The following is a 25,091-nucleotide window of genomic DNA, read 5'->3' on the forward strand; positions in this document are numbered from 1 at the left end:
AAAAGAAAGGGGAGCAGAATTTTGCTGCGATCGCCTGGGAATGCGCTTAGATTGCTCAGCCTGTACTGCCTCTTTGCCCAATGCTTTGAGGAGGAGCGCTCGCTTCTCGGGCGAGAGGTTTTTCAGTCGTTCTGAACGATTAGTAGACATCATAATTTACCTCGTCGCAGTGGTCGCTGTTTGTGATAGTTAAGGAAAGCTTTGCTGCTATTTTTAGCTGGTCGTTTAAAACAACGTTGATATCTGCTTCAGTGGTGAGGGGGTTGGCAAGGACGACTCGAAAAGCAACAATGGGAATGGTTTTGCCATAACAGGTGTTTTGCACGGTTGTTCGCGATACGAATGTGTGACCGGCTCGCCGCTGGGCCTCCTGAAGGCGCTCGTTAAATTGATTGATGAAGTGGTTGTCTGCTTCGGCTAGTTGTTTTTTGGCTGCTTTTTCCCTGAAGGTTTCTGGAATGTAGCGGTATAAAAGAATATTAATTTCTGGTTCTAGCAGCAATTCAAATGCTGGATTTTCCCGAATTAAATTGGCGAAGTGCTGCGTTTTATGGATGCCTGCATCTATCAAAAACTCATAGCCTTGATGGCCGATGATATTCAACGCGGCTTGCAAGTACAAACTCGCACCTGGTCGAGAGCCTTCGAGAGAGCGCTTGCCTAGATCGATGGAGTCTTTTCGCACCGTGTAGGGTGCGTGTTTTTCAATAACTTTGGCGGTTTGGGGATTGCGGAATAAAACCAGACCGATTCCCATTGGCAAATACATTTGTTTGTGTCCATCTATGGTGACGGAATCTGCTAGTTCAATGCCTGCGAATTTGTGCCGGTGACGTTCGGAAAAAAGCACGGGGCCGCCCCAAGCTGCATCGACGTGAAAGTGAGCGTTTGCTTCTTGCGCGATCGCGGCTATTTCTGGAAGCGGATCGATACTTCCCGAATCGGTGCTGCCTCCAATACCGATAATTGCCAGAATGTGCAGATTGCGATCGCGACATTCGGCTACAGTTTGGCGCAGCGCTGCCAAATCCATGCGGTGATTGGAATCGGTAGGGACTTTGAGGAGATTGCGATCGCCAATGCCTAATAAACCGGCAGCCTTTTCAAAAGAATAGTGCATCAAATGGGAGCCGATTATCACCATTCCCTTGTAGCCGTAAAACTCTAAAGCGGCGTACAAGCCTTCTTTTTCAATGCCACTAAAGTTATTTTTTGGCCCTAAAGAAGCGTTGCGAGCGCACCACAGGGCTGTAATATTAGCCAGGGTGCCGCCCGTTGTCATGATACCGAGCGTGCTGTCACTTTTTTGAATGTGCTGGTTATAAAAATCCTCAGAAAAATCGTAAATTAATCGGTGGATCATTGCCAAAGTCTGGCGCTCGCAAGGGCTTAAAACTTTGGCAGTTTCCATCTTGACTAAATTTTGATTCATCGCGGTTAACAGCTTCGCGATCGGGCGCACAAAATAGGGAAGTGCGCTCGTCATGTGACCGATATATCGGGGGGAAGAGGTGTGAATGGAATGAGCAACGAGGGTTTGAGTCAAATCATCGATATAATTGCCAACATCTGTAGGAAGGGCGGGAATTTTGTTTTCCCTAAACTCCTGAATAATTAACTCTAAGTCAATATCTGTACTAGCAGTTTTTGCGTACAAAAAGTCTTGAACTAGGGCAGAAATTCGCTCCTCCATTGCTTCTTCTGCCAAAAATGACTTTTCTGAAGCACTGAATAGCTCCATTAACTTTTCTTCAAGTGGGGTAACAGAGGCTTTTAATGACTGCATTACATCTTGAGAATCTTTGGCTTTTACTGTTAGTTTATTCATCCCGCATCAATCCTGTTAAATGGGCTTTTTTGTCTCCTATTCCCACCGAAGCCTTAAGGAGAAAAGGGCTGTTTGTGCTTTTTTGCTAACCCGATATTTACTCAGTCAGCATCACAGTTTGTGCTGACTCTCCCTCACTTTTTTCTAAGAGATCGAGCAATTCATCTATCTGGTTAGAATCGGCGTTTGCCAGAATTTCTTCCTCGATTAGTTCAGCTAAATTCTCAATGGTGGGAGCGGCAAAAAAATCGCACATCGCTAACTCTACCCCAAAGCACGATCGCACTCGCGATATTAACTGTGTTGCCATCAGAGAGTGACCGCCGATGTCAAAAAAGTTTTGGTTAGTTCCTACTTTTTCTAGCCCTAAAAGAGCAGTCCAAATCTCAGCAATTTCTTTCTCGGTGGGCGTTTGTGGCTCAGTGAAGGCTGTTTCATCAGAAACGTAATCGCACCTTTGAGATAAGGCGAGGCGGTCAATTTTTCCGTTGGGCGTTAGTGGCAGCGCATCTAATAGCACAAAAGCTGAAGGCACCATGTAATCTGGCAGTTTGTGCTTCAAGAATGAACGGAATTCGGAAATAAGTTCTGGGTGCTGATTTGTGAACCCAGAGTTAGGAACTAGGTAAGCGACTAGGCGTTGACTGCCTGGTTCATTTTCTTGAAGCAAAACAGCAGCGGTGGACACAGAAGAATGTTGAGAAAGTGCTGCCTCTATTTCTCCTAGTTCGATGCGGAAACCGCGAATTTTTACTTGGCAATCGCCACGACCCAGAAATTCTATATTACCATCCGGCAGGTAACAACCGAGATCGCCTGTTTTGAACAAAACTTTTTGATGAGAATTACCGAGAAAATCTAATTTTTCTTGCCCAAACGGGCTAGAAATGAATTTCTCCGAGGTTAAGTCGGGACGGTTTAAGTAGCCCTGTGCCAATCCATCGCCGCCGACGTAAATCTCGCCGGGAATTCCTATCGAAACGGGTTGCAAATTGCGATCGAGCAGATAAATTTGCGTGTTGGCGATCGGGCGACCGATTGGAACTTTCTCGACACAGTGAGTTGCATCGTACCACGTCACGTCCGCAGCTACTTCCGAAGAGCCATAAAGATTGATTAATACCCGCTGGGGCATCTGCTCTCGAAATTGCTGGCAAAGTTCCATCGGCAGAGTTTCTCCGCTGCAAATCCAATATTTTAATTGAGGCAAACGCCTGTCTAAATCAGGGAAAGAATCTAAGAGAGCGCGCAACAAAGAAGGAACCAGCACCAGTCGCGTTACATTTTGTTTTGATAAAGTCTGAATGAATTGGTTAATATCTTTGACGGCTCGATCGGGAATTATCACAGTTGGCAACCCATGCAACAAAGGAGCAAAGATTTCCCAAACCGAATCGACAAAATTTAAGGAGGTTTTTTGACAGCAAATATCTTGTTCGATAAAAGGGTAGGGGTTCCAAAAACAGCGATTGACTGTGCCTCGGTGGGTGCCGAGTACGCCTTTGGGAGTGCCAGTCGAGCCGGAAGTGTAGAGGACGTAAGCGAGGTTTTCAGCTTCCACTTTAACAGCGGGGTTGCGATCGCTCTCGCGGGAAATTTCCTGCCATTCGCCGTCGATACAGACGACTTTAGCGCTGTTTTGGGGGAGGGTTTCTAGGAGGTTTTTTTGAGTCAAAAGCACCGGAACTTTTGCGTCGGCCAGCATGAAGGATCGGCGTTCTTGGGGATAAGCAGGATCGAGAGGAACGTAAGCGGCACCGACTTTTAAAATGCCCAAAATGGCCGCCAGCATTTCCAGCGATCGCTCTAAGCAAATTCCCACCAAAACTTCGGGTTTTACACCTAGAGTTTGCAGGTAATGCGCGATTTGGTTGGCTTTGGCATTCAATTCGCGGTAAGTCAATTGTTCATTTTCGCAAATTGCAGCCACTGCATCTGGGGTTCGCTCTGTTTGCGCTGCAAATAATTCGTGAATTGAGGAATTTTTGGGGTAATCCGCTTGGGTGTCGTTCCACTGGACAAGTAATTGCTGGCGTTCGGCGGCGCTCAATAAAGGCAATTCTGACAGTTTCCGCTCAGGATTGGCAGTCATTCCCTGCAGTAAAGTTTGCAGGTGTCCGAGCATCCGTGCGATCGCACTGTCCTCAAAGCGGTTGCTATTGTAACCAATTTTGAGCGCCAACTCCTCACCCGGCACCACCGTCAGCGTTAGAGCATAGTTCGTCTTTTCAAAAGAAAGAACGCTTTCTATTTCCAGGTTTTGAACCCGCTTCTGCAAAGAAGACTCCAAGGGATAGTTCTCAAAAACTACCAGCGTGTCAAACAAAGGCAGCCTGCGCGGCACTTCGCTCCACCGCTGCACCTCTACCAAGGGGCTGTATTCGTACTGCCGCGCCTCTATTTGTCGATCCTGGAACTGCTTGAGCCAAGACAGCAGCGAGTCTTTTGGGCGAATTTTGACGCGCGCGGGCAGGGTGTTGACGAACAGCCCCACCATCGATTCTACTCCCGCCAAGTCTGGTGGACGACCGGAGACAACCGTTCCAAAAATGATGTCTTCCTCGCCGCTGTAGCGGCTCAGAAGCAGCCCCCAGGCTCCTTGCACTAGAGTGTTCAGCGTCAATTGCTGCTGCCGAGCTAACGATCGCAGCGCTGCTGTTGTCGCTACAGGCAGCAGGATTTGCTGCTCCCGATCGCTTTCTTCTCCCGCCGAGGCTCCAAAATCCCGCTCAATTGGCATCGGCGTGGGTGCGGTAAAGCCTTGGAGGCGCTGCCGCCAAAACGACTCAGCCTCAGACAAATTCTGCTGCTGTATCCAAACAATGTAGTCGCGATAGGGGCGCGGGCGCGGCAAGGATAATTGCTCGCCGTTGAGTTCGGCTTGGTAAAAATCAAAGACTTCTGTGAGGATGGTGGGGTTGGACCAGCCATCTAGCAGCAGGTGGTGGTGGCTCCAGATGAAATAATAAGTATCTTTTGCCAGTTTGATCAGAGTCATCCGCATCAACGGCGGTTGCCGCATATCGAAATCCCGCTCGCGATCGCTTTTGAGAAAGGTTTCTAGCTGCTGTTGCTGTGCTGCGGGCGCGAGCCCTTGCCAGTTGCACTCCTCCCAAGGCAGTTGGACTTGCCGGTACACGACTTGAACGGGTTCTTTGAGGCCTTCCCAGACGAAGGAAGTACGCAAGATGGGATGTCGATCGGTCACCTGCTGCCACGCCTGCTTGAATGCCTGCGGGTTCGCCAGTTTGCGAAGCGTGCAAGTTAATTGCTCGAAATAAACTCCCGAGTTGGGAGAGTACAGGGTGTGAAAGAGCATCCCCTGCTGCATGGGCGAGAGGGGGTAAAAATCTTCAACGTTGCTTTTGCCCATTTCAAACTTTTCCAATTGCTGAAAGAATGTCTTCTAGGTCGTTTTGCGTCCACTGGCTCCACTTGAATTCTGCAAAGTCAGAGGGAGTGCAGCCGACTGCTTCGGGTTCCTGGGACGCCAGGGCGATCGCTCGCAGGGCTTCGGCAAATTTTTGCGCTAAATTCTCCACCGTAGAACGGCGGTGGATTTCCTCGCTGTAAGTCCAATCCATTCGCAACTGCCCGCCCGCAACAAATCCGTTAATTTCTATCAAATAGCTGCGGTTTCCTTCGGGGCTAAAAGGCTGCCCGACGGATTCCCCAGACAGGGCAAATAAAGATGATTCAGGGAGAACTTGGTCGAACTGTCCGAAGTAATTGAAACTCACCTCGGCATCCGGGAGCGAGCGCAATTTCTGGGAAATTTCGCCGCCAGCGAGATATCGCAGCAACCCGTAACCGATACCGCGATTCGGGATGGCGCGCAACTGTTCTTTGACAGCCTTTAAGCCATCTGCAGGAGTTGAAGCCTCGCCGATCGACAGCAGTACCGGAAACACGGAAGTAAACCAACCCACAGTCCGCGAAACGTCTGCATCTGGGAAGATATCTTCTCGCCCGTGCCCGTCTAAATCAACCAGCAGCGATGGCTCTCGGGTCCACTGGGCAAACGCCCACGCCAGTGCTGCCAGCAGCACGTCGTTAATTTGGGTTCGGTAGACTTTGGGAACTTCGTGCAGCAAGACGTTAGTGTCTTCTGCTGCGATCGCCACCGACACGATGCGCGACTGGGCTACCGCATTGCTTCCCCCAGCGAAATCTACTGGCAGGGGAGAAATCGGCTTTTGCAGGTGTGCCAGCCAGTAATCGAATTCTTCGTGCAACGCTTCTGACTGAGCGTATTCAACCAGCCGCTGTGCCCACTGTTTGAAAGATGTCGTCTTCGGCGGCAGCGAGATTGCAAGACCCCTGCTCAACTGCTCGCAGGCATTCTGCAAGTCTTCCAGCAAAATTCGCCACGATACGCCATCGACAGCTAAGTGGTGGATAACTATTAGCAGGCGCGAAGGTTGCTGCGCCCCCAGATCGAACAGAACAGCGCGCGCTAGCGGCCCTTCTGACAGGTTTAAGCTTGCCTGTACTGCATCGGCCTTAGACTCAATAGCACAACTTTGCTCGTTTGTCAACAAATTAGATAAATCTAATTTTTCAAACGGCACGGCTCCCCCCGGTTCGGCATTGAACTGCTGCCAGCCAGATTCGCCGGGCGCAAAGCGCAGGCGCAGGGCGTCGTGGTGCGTCAGAAGTTGCGCGAACGCTCGCTCCAGCAGCACTGCTTCGAGGGGTTGCCGCACTTCTAACATCACGGCTTGATTCCAGTGGTGCCCACAGGCAAAATTTTCTTCAAAGAACCACTGCTGCACGGGAGTCAGCGGCACCGCGCCCGTCACCGGTTTTTGCTCGGCTCGCACAGCCTCGACAGTGCCAGCAGCGGCTGCCAGAAACGCGATCGTCTGGTGCTGGAATAGCAGTTTGGGAGTCAGTTGAATCCCCGCTCGATTGGCTTTGGCGACAATCTGAATGCTGAGAATCGAATCTCCGCCCAACTCGAAAAAGTTGTCGTGTATGCCCACTCGCTCGATTCCGAGAACCTCCATCCAAATACTGGCTAGCTGCTGCTCGATGCTGCTGCAAGGAGCCGCGAAAGTCTCTTCCAATTCGGATCGCGTCAAGTCTGGCGCTGGGAGCGCAGCCCGATCGAGCTTGCCGTTAGGCGTTAGAGGCAGTTTCTCCAGCAGGACGAAGGCAGACGGCACCATGTACTCTGGCAAGCGTTCTTGCAGGAACTGGCGCAGCTCGCTAGAAGACAGTGAAGAATTTTGCTCTCGGGCGTCGGGGACGACGTAAGCAACGAGACGCTTGCGAGCGTTCGTCTCGGACCACACCAAAACCGCACTTTCCCGCACTGCAGGATGCTGGGAGAGTGCCGCCTCAATCTCTGCCAGCTCGATGCGGAAGCCGCGAATTTTCACCTGATTGTCAATGCGACCAATTAGCTCGATATTGCCGTCTGGCAAGTAGCGAGCTAAATCCCCAGTTTTGTAAAGGCGATTTGAAGGCCCGAAAGCAGAAATTTCTTCGCAGAAGGGGTGGGCAATGAATTTCTGGGCGGTTAATTCGGGGCGGTTGAGATAGCCTCGCGCCAAGCCTGCACCGCCGACGTGCAGTTCTCCGGGAACGCCGATCGGCACGGGCCCCAAGGCAGCGTCTAAGATGTAAAGCTGGGTGTTGGGAAAGGGCCGTCCGATGGGCACTAACTGCTCGCCCGCTAAATTTCCCGTCGCGCTTTCAAAATAGCAACTGTCGATGGTGGCTTCAGTGATGCCAAAAGAGTTAATCAACCGAGTTTCAGGGCCGCAAAATTGCCGGAATTTTTCATATTCCGAGGCATACCAACTGTCTGAGCCGCAGACGACGATTTTCATAAAGTCGAGCCGCTGTCCGCTCTCTTCTAGGTACTGGATCAGGTTCCTCAAGACGGCGGGAACGAATTCGGCAAAGTCGATCTTTTGCTGCCGCATCAGTTCGTAGAGTTCCTGCGGCGCGAGCAGCAAATCGCGATCGCACAGCACCAGTTTGCCGCCAGAACACAGCGCTCGCATCAAGTCGCCGCTAAAAACGTCGAATGAGAAGCTGGCCATCTGGAGGTGAGATGTTACCCCAGACCGAAGCTCATAAGCGGTTTCCCAGCCTAAATAGGCATTTACCAGACTGCTGCGATTGACTGCCACCCCTTTAGAGCGTCCAGTAGAACCCGAGGTGTAGGTAACGTAAGCGAGGTTTTCAGGCGTGGCTGTGTTAGAGGGGTTTTCTTCGCTCTCCAGGGCAACTTGCTCCCAGTCTGCGTCCAAACAAACGACTTTGCAAGAGTGCGGGGGGAGCTTGTTTAACAGGTGTTGTTGCGTCAGCAGCAGTGGTGCCCCGGCGTCTTCGAGCATATAAGCCAAGCGCTTCGGCGGGTAAGCGGGGTCTAGGGGCAGGTAGGCTGCACCTGCTTTGAGGACGCCCAGAAAAGCCGCGATCGCCTCCTCTGAGCGATCGGCGCAAACGCCCACCAGCACATCTGGACTTGCCCCCAGTTTTTGCAAGTAATGCGCGATTTGGTTGGCCTTGGCGTTGAGCTGTCGGTAGGTTAGCTGCTGGTTGTCAAAGACTGCCGCCGGGGCGTCGGGGGTTTGCTCCACCTGTTTTTCAAACAGATCCGGCAGGCACTGGTTGGGAAAATAACCCGTATTGGTGTTATTCCACTCCAGCAATTGCTGCTTTTCGGCAGCAGTCAGCAGGGGCAAGCTGGAGAGGTGCTGCTCTGGCTTAGCGGCGATACCTTCCAACAAGGTTTGCAGGTGTCCGAGCATCCGGGTAATGGTGGCGCGATCGAACAAATCCGTGCTGTATTCCACTGAGGCTTGCAGCCTTTCTCCCACTTCTTCTAAATCCAAGCTCAAATCACACTGCGTCGTATTCGTTTCGACCTCGAGCAGACTTAAAGTCAATCCGGGCAGCTCCAAGGGCGGCATGGGGTTATTCCGCAACTGGAACATAACCTGAAATACCGGGTTATAACTGAGACTGCGCTCGGGTTGCAGTTCCTCAACCAGTTTCTCAAATGGCAAGTCTTGGTGCGCGTAGGCTCCCAAAGTCACCTCGCGCAAGCGTTGAAGCAATTCTCGAAAAGTAGGATCGCCGGAAACGTCAGTCCGCAACACCAGCGTATTGACGAATACGCCAATGAGCCCTTCAATTTCCGCGCGGTTGCGGTTGGCGATCGGCGAGCCGACTAGCAAGTCTGTCCGCCCTGTATAGCGGTAAAGCAGCGCTTTAAATGCCGCCAGCAGCGTCATAAACAGGGTAACGTCCTCCCGCTGGCTGAGGTTTTTGAGGGCGGCTGTCAGCTCGAAAGACAGCAATAGCGACTGGGTTGCGCCTTCGGAGGTCTGAATTGGAGGTCGGGGTCGATCGGCTGGCAGTTCCAGCAAGGGAGGCGCTCCCTCCAACTGTTGCTTCCAGTACGCAAGCTGAGTTTGCAGCACTTCGCCGCAGAGCCAGTGGCGCTGCCAGATCGCAAAGTCGGCATACTGCACGGGAAGCTCTGGAAGCTGCGGTTGGTTTCCGGCGGATAAGGCTTCGTAAATTGCCGCCAGTTCCCGCGCCAGCACTCCTATCGACCAGCCATCTGAAACGATGTGGTGCATCGTCAGCAGCAGGACGTATTCTTCTTCGCTAAGCTGTAGCAAAGATGTTCGCAGCAAGGGGCCTCGTTCTAAGTCAAAGGGCTGTTGCGCTTCCTTTGCAGATAGCTGCTTTACGGCTGCCTCTCGATCGCTCTGGGGCAGTTCTCGCAGGTCTATTACTGGCAGCGGCAGGCGAGTTCCAGGGGGAGCAATGACTTGAATTGGCTGTCCCTGAACCTCAGTAAAAGTCGATCGCAAAGCTTCGTGCCGGTTGACGATTTCGTTGAAAGTTTGCTCCAACACGGCGACATTTAATTTGCCTTTGAGCCGGATAGCGCCTGGGAGATTGTAGAAAGATTTTCCCGCCTCGAACTGGTCGAAAAACCACAGCCGTTGCTGGGCGAAAGACAAGGGGATCGAGTCGCCTTCTTTCCTTCTAGGAATTCTGCGATCGCTTGAGGATTCTACCCCCTTTTCTCGTAGCATCACTTCCAGCAATGCGCGTTTTTTTGCAGATAGTTTCAAATAGCTCATTTGACCCTGATTAATTTTGACTAGACTGCTGGAATTAATAAGTAGAGGGAGAGGCGATCGCCAATTCCCGATCGGGGAGAGAAGTTTTCTCGGCCAGCATTCGCTCTACTTCTTCATCGGAAAGTTCCGCAAGACTCAGCAGCAATTGAGCGGTATTTTCAACTTTCTCTCGCTGTGCGGGATTTTCCACCAGGGCAGCGGCTTGCTCGGATGCGGTAGGCGACTCGAAGAAGGAGCGCAGGGGGATATCTACCCCGAAGGTGTCGCGCACGGCTGAGATGATTTGCGTGGCTAGTAGGGAGTGCCCTCCTAAATCGATAAAAAAGTTGTCGTGAATGCTGATTTTTTCCACTCCGAGTATTTCAGCCCAGATGCCTGCGAGAACTTTTTCAACCGGGGTGCCAGGCGCGACAAAGGTTTTCGGAAGGAAGGCGGCATCCGGTGCGGGAAGAGCTTTGTGGTCTACTTTTCCATTGGCAGATAGCGGCAGTGCCTCCAGCATGACAAATGCAGACGGCAGCATATATTCGGGCAGCTTTTGGCTCAGAAATTGCCGCAATTCGCAAGTTTCTGGCGCTGGATTTTGTTGGGGAACCACATAGGCTACTAACCGTTTCTGACGGAGATCTTCCCCGAATGCCGTTACTACACACGATCGCACTGCCGGGTGCTGGTTCAAAGCGGCTTCAATTTCTCCGGCCTCGATGCGGTATCCCCGAATTTTGATGCGGAAGTCTTCTCGCCCTAAAAATTCGATGTTGCCGTCAGGGAGGAAACGCCCTAAATCTCCCGTTCGGTACAAGCGTTCGCCCGTCCGGGGGTGCGTTATGAAGCTGGCTGCAGTTTTTTCCGGATTGCGCCAGTAACCTTTGGCCAGTCCAATTCCGCCGATGTAAAGCTGACCCGGAACCCACACCGGACAGGGATCTAGCGCTTCGTCTAATACATAGAAGCGCTGATTTTTCATCGGTTTGCCGTAAGGCACGCTTGGACAATCTGGGCTGACTTCTTCAATGGGATAGAGAATCGACCAGATAGACGCTTCAGTCGCCCCCCCCAAGCTCACGACTTGCACGCATTCGCGCAAGGATTTAATTTGCCCCGGCAAAGTCAGAGGCAGCCAATCTCCGCTGAGCAAGACTAACCGCAGATTCTGGAAAACTTCCGGCTTGCCACTGGCATATTCCACCATCATCTGCATTAAAGCCGGCACGGAATTCCAAAGGGTGATGTTTTCCCGCACCATTAGTTCTGCCCAGCGAGCGGGGTCTTGTGCGGCTGAAGATTCGGGCAAGACAATCGTTCCGCCAGCCGCTAGGGTGCCAAAGATGTCATAAACTGACAGGTCAAAACTGAGGGAAGAAAGCGCTAACACTCGGTCACCTGCTTCTACCCCGAAACGCTGGTTGATGTCAGCAATGGTGTTGACAGCACCGCGATGGTCAATAATTACCCCTTTGGGCACGCCGGTAGAGCCAGAGGTGTAAATGACATAGGCGAGGTCTTCTGGCGTTTGCACTGGCTCTAAAGGCTGGTGAAATTCATCGGTCAGTTCTTCGGTATCGGCGCAAATTCGCTGCAGGTTTTCTGGCCAATCTAAGGAGACCTCTAGCCCAGATTGGGTGACAGCTATCTCAACTTCTGCTTGCGCTAACAGTTGCGATCGCCGTTCTTTTGGCAGTGCGGGGTCTACGGGTACATAGGCCGCCCCAGACATGAGAATTCCCAAGCACGCCACCACTTGTTCCCACCCTTTCTTCATGACGACTGCAACTAAAGTGTTGGGTCGAGATCCCAGCTTTTGCAGTCGATAACCCAGCGCGCGGGAACGCTGGTATAGCTCCTCATAAGTCAGGGTGCAATGCGTTGCCACGACAGCCACTTTTTGCGGGTGCAAAGGCACGCGGGCAGCAAACAAAGTGTGAAGCATTTCTGCAGGCACCGGCGCCTCGGTCGCGTTAATAGCGGCGCGTTGCTGCAGTTGTGTCGGTGGCAATAATTGGGGATTTGCTTCTTGCCAGATTTCCGCTTCATCAGCCAAACGCTGCAGGAAATGGCTGTAACTGGCAAACATATCATCCAGCATCCCTGCGGGGAAAAGTTCTTCCACAGCATCCCAGTTGAAAACCAAAGCACCCGCTTCTTCCGACACCTGAACGTCTAAGAAAACTTGGGGTGTCTGAGTGATGGCGCAAACTGTCTCTCCCAGCCAGTGCAGCGGGAAATTTTGTTCTCCTTCGGCATTTTGAGTCAGGGTGCTGGTAAACACCACCGGCATCAGCGCTGCTGAAACCCTCCCTTGTTGGCGGAGCAACTCCCGCAAAACTTGCACGCCGCTGAAATAGCGGTGGTCGAGGTCATCCCACAATTGCTCTTGGAGTCGCCGAACCCGAGCTGCAAAGCTATCCCGCGCCGAGTTATCGACCGCAAGCAATATCAGTGAGGTGAAATCTCCCGCGATCTCATTAACTTGAGGGTGCAAGGGCAAGCGATTAAACAGAGTTAGCCCAATGGTAAACCGAGGATTTTTGCTCCAAACAGCCAGAACTTCCGCAAAAGCAGCGAGCAAGATTCCCGAAGGGGTGCTGCCCGCTTTAGTTGACTTATTTTTGAGTTGCTGCCAGGTTTTTGGGTCTAATTGGCCGGTTCGGCGCTCGAAACGGGGTTTTTCGATGGCAGCCGGATTCTTAATCAAGGGCAGATCCGGTGCCGGCGGTAAAGTGGGAATGCGGCTTTGCCAGTAATCCACAGATCGCCGGTACTCTTCTGTATGGCGGCAGGCTAATTCTGCAAAGACATAATCTCGGAAGGAGATTTCAATGTCCGAAAGGGTTTCGTTGGGATTCTGGTAAAGCTTGGCCCATTCCTGACCCAGCATTTGAAAACTCCAAGCGTCGGCAATCAAGGCATCAAAGCTGAAGTGCAGCCGCACCCGCCGGTCATCTAACACAGAGGCGCGAATTTCAAATAAAGGCCAGCGATCGCTCGGAATTACCTGATGGGACAGAGACTCGCGAACCGCTTCGATCTGAGAATTTACGACCTGAGAATTTTGCCCGCGCAGGTCTAAAACTTGAATTTGATAAGCCGGCACCTGCTCCAAGATTTGCTGCTGCCCGTCTGGTCTGACGATCGCTCGCAGCATCTCGTGACGTTCGATTAATTGCTGCCAAGCTTGGCTGAATCGCTCTAGGTCTAAATTGACGCTTTCAATCTCTGCATAAATGTGCGTGGCGACCCCGCCCAACTCAAACGTTTCTCCGCGACCGATCCAGTAAGCCTGCTGGATGTCGGTGAGCCCGAAGGGCTGGTGCCGCCCCTCTGGATCGGGCGTTATTACCGGCAGGCTATTGGCAAAAACTTGTTTTACCGCATCACTTTTTTGCGGAGAAATTACAGCCGCCAAACTTTCCACCGTCGGGCACTGAAACAAACTGCGTAGTGGCAACTCTACCTGAAACGCTTCTCGAACTTTAGCAATCAGTTGCGTTGCCAGCAGGGAATGTCCTCCCAACTCGAAGAAATTGTCGCCAATTCCTATTTGTTTGACGCCGAGAACCTGACTCCAAATTTCAGCGAGTAACTGTTCTTCCCGAGTGCGAGGTGCAGAAGCTGCGTTTAACTCCGATCTTTCTACATCGGGCGCTCTGAGCGATCGCCGATCGATTTTTCCATTAGATGTTAAAGGCAGAGCCTCTAGCAGCACGAAGGCTGAAGGGATCATGTATTGTGGCAGCTTTTCTTTGAGAAAGCCACGCAGTTTGCTAATTAAAGATGGCTGCCCAGTGCTGAATTCTGAGCTAGAAACGATATAAGCCACCAAGCAGTTTTCGCCTGAATTATCCTCCCCAAGCAGCACTACACTTTCCCGCACTGCTGGATGCTGGCTCAGTACCGCTTCAATCTCGCCCAGTTCAATTCGGAAACCGCGAATTTTGACTTGATTGTCGCTGCGGCCTAAAAATTCAATCGTTCCATCTGGCAGGTAGCGGGCAATATCTCCAGTTTTGTACAACCGCGCCCCGATTTCCTCACAGAAGGGATTGGGAATAAACTTTTGGGCAGTTAGTTCGGGTAGGTTCAAATAGCCTCTGGATAAGCCAGCGCCGCCGATATACAGTTGGCCCAAAACGCCTACAGGAACCGGCTGCAAATTTGCGTCCAGAATGTAGAGCTGGGTGTTGGGAAGAGGGCGACCAATCGGGATCGAACCGCGCTTTGATTCAACGGATTTTATCCGATGGATCGCTGTCCAGACAGTGGCTTCTGTGGGGCCGTAAAAGTTCCAAAGGGGGAGGTTCCACTCAAGCAACTCAGAAGCGAGTTCTGCAGGCAAAGCTTCTCCGCCGCAAATAATTAGGCGCAGGCTCCATTTTGGCTCGCGATCTGCTGTTTTTTGAGCGTCAATCAGTTGGCGAATTGCTGAAGGAGTTTGATTGAGAATGGTAACTCGCTCGGAGCACAGCAATTGGTAAAAAGCCAAGGGCGATTGAGTCACTTCGAGAGGGACGATAACCAGCTTGCAGCCGTGAACAAGTGCTCCCCAAATTTCCCATACGGAGAAGTCGAAAGCGTAAGAGTGAAAAACAGTCCAAGCGTCGCGCTCACTAAAATTAAATAGGGGGTAAGTGGCTGCAAAAAGATTAACGGCGCTGCGATGGTTGACTTGAACGCCCTTGGGTTTCCCTGTCGAACCTGATGTATAGATTACATAAGCGAGACAATCGGGTGTTACATCGCTCAAACAATTTTCTTTGCTTTCTCGCGCGATGTTTTCCCAGTCTGAATCAAGGAAAACTGCACTCGACGCCCGATCGCGAATCTTCTCATCTAAATGCGACTGCGCCAGCAGCACTTGAACCTTGGCATCCTCCAGCATGAAGCTCAAGCGTTCGCTTGAATACGCCGGATCGAGCGGAACATAAGCGCCGCCAGCCTTAATAATTCCCAGCAATCCCACCACCATTTCTAGGGAGCGATCGACATAAATTCCGACGCGGACTTCAGGTTTTACACCGAGTTTTTGCAGGTAGTGCGCGACTTGATTCGCTTTTTGGTTTAGTTCCTTATAGGTGAGCTGTTTGTTTTCAAACACCACCGCAATGGCATCGGGTGTCTGCTGCGCCCGAGCTTCAAAAATCTGGTGAATTGTAGAATCTTTTGGATAATCGACTTGCGTATTATTCCACTCGATTAGGAGTTGATGCCGTTCGCGATCGCTCAACAATGGCAACTCTGAAATGCGCGTGTCGGCATTGGCGATAATTCCTTCCAACAAAATCTGAAAATGCCCTTGCATCCGCGCGATCGTGCTGGGTTGGAACAGGTTCGTGCTGTACTCCCACGTCGCCGTCAACCCCCGCTCGGTTTCTTCCAAAAATAGCATCAAGTCGAAATTAGCCGTTCCGGTATCGATTTCATGGGAATTTAAGGTCAGCCCTGGCAATTCTATAGTCTGCGTCAAGCCGTTTTGCAAGGCAAACGCCACCTGAAACAGCGGCGAGTAGCTCAAATCTCGCTCTGGCTGCAACTCCTCGACCAGCTTCTCAATCGGTACATCTTGATGCGCGTAAGCGCCTAATGCCACTTCTCGCACGCTGCTTAGCAACTCTCGAAAACTCGGATTTCCATTTAAGTCAGACCGCAGCACTAAAGTATTGACAAAAAATCCAATTAATGCTTCTATTTCGCTGCGATTGCGGTTGGCGATGGGAGAGCCAACTAAAATATCTGTCTGCCCCGTGTAGCGATAAAGCAGCGTCTTGAAGGCTGCCAGCAACGTCATAAATAGGGTGGCTTTTTCTTGCTGGCCCAATTGGGCCAGTGCCAAGCTCAAATCTTTGGGCAACTCCCAAGTTTGTCTCGCACCCTGGAACGTTTGAACGGCGGGGCGAGGAAAGTCTGTTGGTAAATTTAGAATCGGCAAGCTGCCACTTAACTGCTGCTTCCAGTAAGCCAGTTGCGTCTCTAATATTTCTCCTTGCAACTGCTGGCGCTGCCATGTGGCAAAGTCGGCGTATTGAATTGGCAGCGGGGAAAGCAAGGGTAAACGATCGCTAGAAAAAGCTTGATAAAATTCTGCCAACTCCCGGAGAAATACGCCCAGGGACCAACCATCAAAAACGATATGATGCACGGTTAGAAGTAAGACGTGCTCTGTGAAGTCGAGGCGCAGCAGTTGGGCGCGCAGCAGAGAGCTTTGCCCCAAGTCAAAGGGATCTCGCGCTTGGAGGGCCGACAGCCTTTGTACCTCGGCCTGGCGATCGTCTGGGGAGCGATCGCTCAAATCTATCAGCGGCAGCGTCCAATCGCCCGCAGCAGCGACAACCTGTATCGGTTGCCCTTCCACAGCGACAAATGCCGTTCTCAAAACCTCGTGCCGCTCGATAATTTTCTCAATACTTTGCCTGAGTGCTTCTGCATTGAGTTGTCCTGTGATCCGAACTGCACCGCAGAGGTTATAAAAGGGGTTTCCTGGTTCCAATTGGTCAAAGAACCATAAGCGCTCTTGAGCAAAAGACAGGGGGATATTTTGTAGGCGAGAAACTGCCTGAATAGACGCAATTTTCGGGGCTTCAGCCAATTTTTCTAAAATTTTTGCAGCCAGTTGAGCAAGACTTAATTCCTGGAATAAGTCTTCTATTGATAAAGCTATTTTTAGATCGGTTTCGATCTGATTTTTAAATTCAAATACCGCCAATGAATCCAAACCCAAGTTACTAAAACCCTGTGCCGATTGGATTTGAGAAATGCTGACTTTCAGCACCCTCGCTACCTGCTGTCGCAAATAGGTTTCTAACTGTGCCTGCTGTTCGGCTAACTCGGCTGTCAGCAGATTTTCTCGCGTGAGGCGATTCTCTATTTCAACAAAATCAGATATCTCTAAAACGCTACTGGCGACAACTTCCAATTTGTCAGCTAGAAAGTCAGCATAGGCGGCGCGACGTTGAATTTTACCGCTGGTCGTTTTCGGAATACTTCCGGGCTTAATCAGCACTACTCCATAGGCTTGTAGTTCATATTCGATCGCAATGCGATGGCGGATGGCGCGGATAATTTCCTCGCTATTGGCCGGTGTTTTGCGAGATTCTATTTCTTGGACAATAACGAGTTGTTCAGTGTCGGCAATTTTTACGGAAAATGCTGCGTTAGCCCCTAACCGTAAAGTGGGGTAACTTTGCTCTGCCGTTCTTTCTATATCTTGGGGGTAAAGATTGCGACCTCGGATGATAATCAAATCTTTGAGTCGCCCTGTAATAAACAGTTCTCGATCGCGTAAAAAGCCTAAATCTCCTGTTCGCAAAAATGGCCCTTCGCTGGTATCTGAAAGATATGCTTGGAAAGTTTTTTCTGTTTCTTCTGGGCGATTCCAATAGCCTCGCGCAACTGTTTCGCCAGCTACCCAAATTTCTCCGACTTCCTGCGGCTGGCATTGCGTCAGAGATTCGGGATTGACGATCGCAACTTTAGTGCCAAATTCAGGGAAACCGCAGCCAACTAAAGTTCTCGCGCCACGATCGCCTTCGACAACTTCTACAATGTGATTATTTTCCAGCGCCCCAGCGTCAACAGGTAAGAAAGTCGGTGTTGCGCCGCTGCGAACCGTGGCAATTTTTAACGTGGTTTCTGCCATTCCGTAAGCAGGACAAAAGGCATCCGCGTGAAAACCGCAGGGCTCAAAAGCTTTGGTAAATCTCTCTAGGGTTTCTTTGTGGATGGGTTCTGCGCCGTTATAGGCGACGCGCCAACTACTCAAGTCGAGCTTTTTTTGGCCATCGCTCAAGATTTTGCTTATTTTGCTAGCACACAAATCGTAAGCAAAATTTGGCCCGCCGCTGTGGGTAGCTTTGTAGCGCGAAATCGCTTCCAACCAGCACATCGGGTTTTGAATAAACGCGGCTGGCGGCATGAAGTAAGAGGGAATTCCCAGATACAAAGGTTTGAGCAATCCGTCAATTAACCCCATGTCGTGAAAGGGGGGAAGCCACGTTACGGCAACGCTTTCGGCATCGTGGTGAAAGCCTCGGTGAATGTATTCGATGTTGTACAAAACGTTGGCGTGGCTCACCATTACGCCTTTGGGGGTGGAGGTTGAGCCGGAAGTGTACTGAAGATAAGCCACGGAGTCGGGATGGATGGGTGGCTGCTGCCACTTTTCGCCGTCATCGGCAAGCATCTCTGCACTCAGCCAGTGCAGCCCTTTGAGTTCCGGCGCTTGCTCGCATAGCTGCTCTAAATTTTCCAAGTGTCGCGCGGGAGCGATCGCAACTTTTGCTCCTGCGTCTTTGGCGATCGCACTAATTTTCGCTAAATTCCGTTTCAGCTTCGGCGGATAGAGGGGAACTGCGATCACTTTGGCGTACAAACATCCAAAAAAGGCGGCGAGATAGTCCAATCCTGGTGGGAAAAGCAGTAAGGCTCGTTCGCCAGTGACTCCCAATGTCTGAAGTCGCACGGCGTGCGATCGGGCGATCGCGTCTAACTCTCGATAAGTCAAACTGGCGGTTTCAGTTTTTCCGTCTAACAGAAAAGTATATTTCTGCTCTGGTTGGTGTAATGCTCTGTTTTGCAGGAGTTCTACTAAAGTACAACTTTCGGTGAGTTGGTGTCCCTTAATGCTTGCGTCACTCATCGATTCTTTTTACCTATAAATCTTGTTTGCAGTACGCCAACCAGTTCCGCCAAATTCTTTCCACATAGACTTTCTGTGAACAGTTGTCGGGCGTTACGAGTCTCCCATCAGCGCGTTTTAGTCTTCAATCCGGGTATTAGTGCTTGTTTTGAGGTTTTTTTGTCGATCGCGCTGTTCGGCAATGGCTCCGGGGCGATTTCAGTCCGAGCCAGCTTCGATATCAGCTTCAGGGGCTTTACGGCTATCGACTTTAAGCATCCTATGCTAGATGATATTTATTGTCAAGAGTCGTTTAGCAAATTTGTTGACTCCTATGGTTTCCTATATGACAATCTTTTCTAACTCTTGCCATAGCATTTTAGGCGGTCGTTTGTCTAGCCCTGACAAGAAACCATAATAGGCAACTGGTACCTAGAGAGAGGGGTGATACCCCCTATTTTAAAATGCAATTAGTTTTCATTAGTTAACTCTTGACAGATGCAAGTCCTCTGTTATCTAATTAAGGCACTTTCTCATTAAGCGTCCAGCGACTACTTCCTTTAACCGAGGAAAATGCCCACCGTGGGCGATCGTCTAGAGCGCCACCGGACAGAGGCGTTCGCCCTCACGCGCTTCCTGCCAGACAAAGGCTGCTAGCGACGGGAGAATCGGATCGAAGTGCGCCCGACAACTAGGTCGTATCTTCCGCAGGTCAGTTTCACTCCTGCCCACAAGAGCAGCAACGCTGCCACAAATCATGTTGTGCAAACAACGCAAACCACATATCCGAAGTTCTATCAATTGTTGATTCAAGACTAATGAACAGATCGCAGAAATTTTTAAGTAGCCTTGGGCTGGCAGGAGTCGTGTCGGCGTTAGTCGCTCAGTCGGCGTGCGCTTCCAACATCGCGCAGGTGACGGGCGTTCGCCTCAACCCCACGCCAGAAGGTATTGAAATCATCCTAGACACTGAAGATGGAAGACCCCTGCAAGTCTTCACCACCACCTTTGGCGAAACTTTACAAATTGATGCCATCACCGCTCAACTGCGACTACCGGGGGGAAATGAGTTTCGTCAAGACAAACCGGCTGCGGGAATTGCTTCTGTCACCGTTACTCCTTTAGATAACAACAGCATCCGAATCAGAGTCATTGGCGAGAGGGGTCAACCAGTGGCACGGGTGATTCCTAACGCTGCGGGTCTGATTCTCAGCTTAAAACCCACCTCGGAGATGACTGCTCGCCCGGCTGCACCGGCTCCTACAACACAGCGGCCGGGGACACCCGCAGCACCCTTGCCACCGACCGGGCAGCAGGTAGAGATACCCGCAGAACCCTTGCCACCGACCGCCCAGCCGCCAGGAACGCCCGGAGAACCCTTACCGCCTACAGCGCAGCCACCAGGAACGCCCGGAGAACCCTTGCCGCCTACAGCACAGCCGCCAGGAACGCCCGGAGAACCCTTGCCGCCTACAGCGCAGCCGCCAGGAACGCCCGGAGAACCCTTACCGCCTACAGCACAGCCACCAGGATCACCGACACAGCCACCCGGAACGCCACAGGCGGGGAGAGACCCGATTGAAATCGTCGTCACTGCAACACGAACCGCACAAAGAGTGACGAACGTGCCGCGCTCTATAACGGTGATAGACTCAGAAGAAATTCAGCAGCAGGTAGGGCCATCGAGAAATGTCGGGGAAGCTCTGGCAAATCAGGTTCCCGGTTTCGCGCCGCCGACTCAAACTACGAGTACTTATGGTCAAACTTTGCGGGGTCGCAACGTTTCCGTTCTGATTGACGGCGTGCCGCAAACGACCAATCTTCAATCTTTTGTCAGGGATTTTAGAAACATCGATCCCAGTGCGATCGACCGCATTGAAGTAGTGCGGGGGTCTACCGCAATCTACGGCGCTCAGGCTACAGGTGGCGTGGTTAATATTATTACTCGTCGGCCAACTGAGGAAAGGCTAACTGCTGTTACTGAAGTGGGCGTCAGTAGCGCTTTAACAAACACAAGAGATGCTTTAGGCTTTAACGCTCAGCATACGATGTCTGGCCGAACGGGTAATTTCGATATGACGGGCACTGTGTCGCTCGCTAGAAGTGGAGCTTTTTACGATGCCAAAGGCGATCGCATTCCCTTTTTTGAACTCGGCGGAGATAGCAGCACCCTCTTCAACGTGATGGGCAAAGTCGGGGTAGATTTGGACACCGAACAGCGGCTGCAACTAACTGTCAATCACTATCGGGAAACTCAAGATCCCAATGTAATTCCAGACTTTAGTGTTGACGACCAGGAAGGACGCCAAAAAGCCCGCGCCATCCGAACCGGAAATTTGGATATCGCCGGGGAAACACCGGGAAATAGGAATACACAGCTCAACTTAAGTTACACCAACCAAAACCTTTTTGGCAGCAGCCTTCAAAGTCAAATTTACTATCGAACGCATTCCAATGTAGGTGTTCCTTCGGATTACCGCACGTCCGATTTCTTTGGGCCGTTTGTCGGTGTTACTCGTTCGCGCACCAACACCGAACAAATAGGAGGAAGGCTTGCGATCAACACTCCTTTATCCCGTGCCGAAAATCTTCGATTAACTTGGGGATCTGACTATGTTACTGAAGATAGCAGACAGCGTTTCGACCTGTACGACCCGGAGAGATTTGACGCAAGTGGTGGCCGGGTTTACCGGAAAATCTCCGAGCGTCCTTTCGTTCCTCCTTACACTTTCAACAGCCTTGGCTTTTTCGGTCAATTGGAATGGAATATTGACGATATCGTCATTCTAAGTGGTGGGATACGTCACGAACGCCTCGGGTTAAACGTCAATGATTATACCACTTTTAATGAGCGCCAGATCGAAGGAGGCGATCGCAAATTTAACGCCACCCTATTTAATACAGGAGCTGTCTATAAAATTACTGACAACTTCAACATATTTGGCAACTTTTCTCAAGGTTTCTCAGTTCCAGATTTCGGCCGCATCCTCCGCCAACCCCCCGACGATTTTGTCGGAATTGAATCTTCGTTAGAAGTAACTCAACCGCAAAAAGTCAACAGCTACGAAATTGGCATTCGAGGAGGGTGGCAATCCGTGCAAATGTCGCTTGCCGCTTTTTACAATACCTCCGATCTAGGAGTCCGTTTTACACCAGTTGGCAACACAGGCCGCCTGGAACTACAGCGCTCCCCAGAACGCATTTATGGCTTAGAAGGAACTGTGGATTGGCAACCTGGACAAGCATGGTCGCTCGGCGGGACTGCTACTTATATTCAAGGCGAATATGAGGACGAAAACAGTTACCTCGCCCTCGATAGCAGCCGAATTCCACCACTCAAGCTAACAGCTTATGTTCAAAACGAAACTTTGCCGGGATGGAACAATCGGTTACAGTTATTATATTCTGGAAATCGCGATCGAGCATTCAAAGACGGCTCGGATGGCGGCCCGATTAGCAGCTATCTCACACTGGATTACATCAGCGCGGTTAAAATTGGCTCTGGGCTGCTAGAAGTCAAAGTGGAGAATTTATTGAATAATCAATATTTTCCCGTGATCTCGCAATACTCCGCTGGATTTGGATCGGGACAGCGTTAATTATGCAGGGAGAGGTCTAACTCTCAGTGTTAATTACCGCCTTAACTGGTAATTACAGCAGATTGCAGGTTTATGAGGTAGATTCAATATCCCCGTAGGGACACTCCAATAACCCATTGGTGTCAATTTAAGCTGTTAGTCCGCTAGTCCTCGCGCCCACCCGCTAGTCCGCCAGGGGTTGAAACCCCTGTCTAATAGCTAAAGTCCTCTTGCATAGGACTAAGGAGTTGAAAAGTGTTTTTCTCAGTCCTCATAGCGAGGACTTTAGCTTTGAGACAGGGAATTCATTCCCTGTCGGACTATCGGTTTTACCTTAATGACAACAGTTAACGGCTTTGAGAAAAATTTAGAGATGAAGTTCCGCAAACTCGCATTCAAACTGCACTTGTATTTGGGGTTGGTGGTAGGAATATTTCTAGCAGTAATTGCTTTAACGGGCAGCTTGCTAATTTTCGGCCCCGAAATCGAGCGGTTCTTCAATCCCCAACTTCTGCAAGTAATTCCTCAAGCCGAACGGATACCGCTGGAAAATGTCCTGAAGATTGTCGAAAAAGCTTATCCGCAAAATCAAGCTCTTAGTATCTTGCTGCCACGAGAAGCGGAGGATGTTTGCCAAGTTTCAATGCTGTCAAAGAGTGAGGAAATAGTTAGCGTTTATGTCAATCCTTACAGTGGAAAAATTACGGGTGGGCGCCTTTGGAAAGAAACTTTTACAGGTTTTATTTTTACGTTACACGCGGAATTAGCGGGAGGAGAATTCGGTCATCTTGTGGTCGGTATTTGCGGTCTAGTAATGCTAGGACTAACTTTCACTGGCTTGGTTCTTTGGACGGGCTGGCGCAATTTGGTTCGCGGATTTTCTATTAATTGGAAAGCTCACTGGCAGCGGACTGTATTTGATTTACATAACGTTTCGGGCATTGTATCGGTCGCTTTTCTCATACTCATCTCCGCTACAGGGACAGCGATAATTTTTTACGAGCCGGTTCAATCGACGCTTTATTTGCTAACGAATCAAAAGCCACAGCCCGCCTTGACTTCTCATCCCGACTCTAGCAGTTCGAGGCAAAACCTTGACGAAATCTTACACCAAGTTAATACCGTTTGGCCGGAAGCTAAAACCACTTTTATTTCTCTGCCTTTGAAGCCTGAAGCAACTTTTAAAGTACGGAAAAAATTTCCCAATGAGCCTCACCCAAACGGGGTTAGCACCATTTATCTCGACCAATATAGTGGCAAAATATTGCAGGCTGACAGTGTAAATTCAGCTTCTGTAGCAAATCGAATTCTCAACTCGCTTTATCCGCTACATATTGGCAGCTATGGCGGAATTTACTTGCGACTTGTACACGCGATCGCAGGATTAGCAGCGATTGTACTGTTTGTTACGGGCGTACTAATGTGGCGGCAGCGGCATTTGGCGAAATTTTACCGCAAGGAGGCGAGACAGCAATATGAAGAATTATCTCCACTGAGCCAGCAATGGCCTTGGTTTTAATGAGAGCGGTGTGCGGTTGGATGCGGGTGTCATTCTCCTGCCTAAAAACCCCGATTCTCTGAATTTTAAATCCTATCAATCGCTTCTTTAATGCAAAAATTTATTCAACTCTGGCTCGGACAAACTGCTTCGATGATTGGCAGCGCTATGTCCGCGTTTGCGCTGACTATTTGGATTTGGGAGTCCACCAGTCAAGTGACGGCTTTGGCTTTGTTGATGTTTTTTACTCAATTGCCGCGCATCTTGCTTGCTCCGGTTGCTGGCATTCTCGTCGATCGCTGGAATCGAAAATTTTTGATGGGGAGCGGTGATGCGGTTTCAGCTTTGTTAACGCTCACTATCCTATTACTTTATATCAGCCAAAACCTGCAAATATGGCATATATATGTAGCGGCTGCGATTAACGGAATTTTTGACCAACTTCAGCAGTTAGCTTACTCCGCAGCGATCGCCACAATGATGCCAGAAAAGCATTACAGCCGCGCTAGCAGTTTAAGTTTTTTGGCAAAATACGGCGCGAGTATTATTGCTCCGACGCTGGCGGGCATTCTCTATTCTGTGATTGGGTTGAGCGGGATTTTTACGATCGACCTGGCAACTTTTACAATCGCGATCGCCACCCTAGTATCTGTCAAAATACCCCAGCCCGCGATCGCCTCCAATCCCCAGCCGACTCGCCCCCACCTATTGCAAGAACTCAGCTTCGGATTCCGCTACATCGTCCAGCGTCCCAGCCTACTTGCCTTGCTGGTGTCGGTTTCGCTATTCTGGTTCGCTCACGACATCGGCGCCGCCCTCTACTCACCGATGATTCTGGCACGCACCGGCAATAATGCCAGAATCCTCGGTACTATTCTTTCAGCCGCCGGCGCAGGCGGCGTTTTAGGAGCATCAATCGTCAGTATTTGGGGCGGCCCCAAACGCCGAATCCGGGGCTTTCTGCTCGGCATGGCAGGCGCGGGCTTGAGTAAAATAGTCTTTGCTTTCGGTCAGGCGCTTTCCATCTGGATTCCCGCTCAATTTTGTTCGTCTTTCAATTTCCCCATCCTCGGCAGTTCCAACGAGGCAATCTGGCTGGCGAAAGTCGCACCAGAGGTACAGGGCCGCGTTTTTGCTACCAGAGCAGTCATCGTGCAATTGGCGTCCGCGATCGGTTTATTGATCGCAGGGCCACTTGCCGATCGCGTCTTTGAACCCGCCATGCAACCGGGAGGTTTTTTAGCAGCTATTTTTGGCGGAATTCTGGGGACAGGTGCCGGTGCTGGCATGGCTTTGTTATACGCTATCTCCGCCCTGGGCTTATTCCTCGTTGCAGTCGGTGGGTATGCTTGCCGACTGCTACGCGATGCGTAAAGGGGACACGGAAAAAAGTCTTTTAACTTCTTCCTTCTTCCTCCTTCCTTCTTCCTTCTTCCTTCTTCCTTCTTCCTTCTTCCTT

At 50.7% G+C, this 25,091-nt stretch carries 6 protein-coding genes and 1 pseudogene; 3 read left to right on the forward strand and 4 right to left on the reverse strand.

Features of this window, described 5'->3' with window-relative positions; translation table 11 throughout:
- Nucleotides 1–139: 139 nt before the first annotated feature.
- The 4 genes from panP to D0A34_00020 form a co-directional block, all read right to left on the reverse strand.
- Nucleotides 140–1,828, reverse strand: coding sequence for a putative pyridoxal-dependent aspartate 1-decarboxylase (gene panP, locus D0A34_00005; protein UNU17454.1), 1,689 nt, complete (start codon nucleotides 1,826–1,828; stop codon nucleotides 140–142).
- Nucleotides 1,829–1,925: 97 nt separating this feature from the next.
- Nucleotides 1,926–5,201 carry a non-ribosomal peptide synthetase gene (locus D0A34_00010; GenBank protein ID UNU17455.1) on the reverse strand — a complete coding sequence of 1,092 codons (3,276 nt, stop codon included), beginning with the start codon at nucleotides 5,199–5,201 and terminating at the stop codon, nucleotides 1,926–1,928.
- A 1-nt stretch (nucleotide 5,202) separates the two neighbouring features.
- Nucleotides 5,203–9,945, reverse strand: a complete 4,743-nt coding sequence (locus D0A34_00015) for a non-ribosomal peptide synthetase (GenBank protein UNU17456.1) — start codon at nucleotides 9,943–9,945, stop codon at nucleotides 5,203–5,205.
- 34 nt (nucleotides 9,946–9,979) lie between these two features.
- Entirely contained in the window at nucleotides 9,980–18,577 is an 8,598-nt protein-coding gene (locus tag D0A34_00020; GenBank protein UNU17457.1) for a non-ribosomal peptide synthetase, read from the reverse strand.
- A gap of 797 nt (nucleotides 18,578–19,374) precedes the next feature.
- On the opposite strand from D0A34_00020, the pseudogene D0A34_00025 reads away from it, so the two are divergent.
- From D0A34_00025 to D0A34_00035, 3 genes and pseudogenes are all read left to right on the forward strand, one after another.
- Nucleotides 19,375–22,207, forward strand: a pseudogene (locus tag D0A34_00025) (TonB-dependent receptor).
- A gap of 264 nt (nucleotides 22,208–22,471) precedes the next feature.
- On the forward strand, nucleotides 22,472–23,653 hold the full coding sequence (locus D0A34_00030) for a PepSY domain-containing protein (GenBank protein UNU17458.1): 1,182 nt from the start codon (nucleotides 22,472–22,474) through the stop codon (nucleotides 23,651–23,653).
- Nucleotides 23,654–23,743: 90 nt separating this feature from the next.
- Nucleotides 23,744–25,006, forward strand: a complete 1,263-nt coding sequence (locus D0A34_00035; GenBank protein UNU17459.1) for an MFS transporter — start codon at nucleotides 23,744–23,746, stop codon at nucleotides 25,004–25,006.
- Nucleotides 25,007–25,091 lie beyond the last annotated feature (85 nt).

Origin of the sequence: Microcoleus vaginatus PCC 9802, from assembly GCA_022701275.1 — a bacterium.
Lineage (GTDB): Bacteria > Cyanobacteriota > Cyanobacteriia > Cyanobacteriales > Microcoleaceae > Microcoleus > Microcoleus vaginatus_A.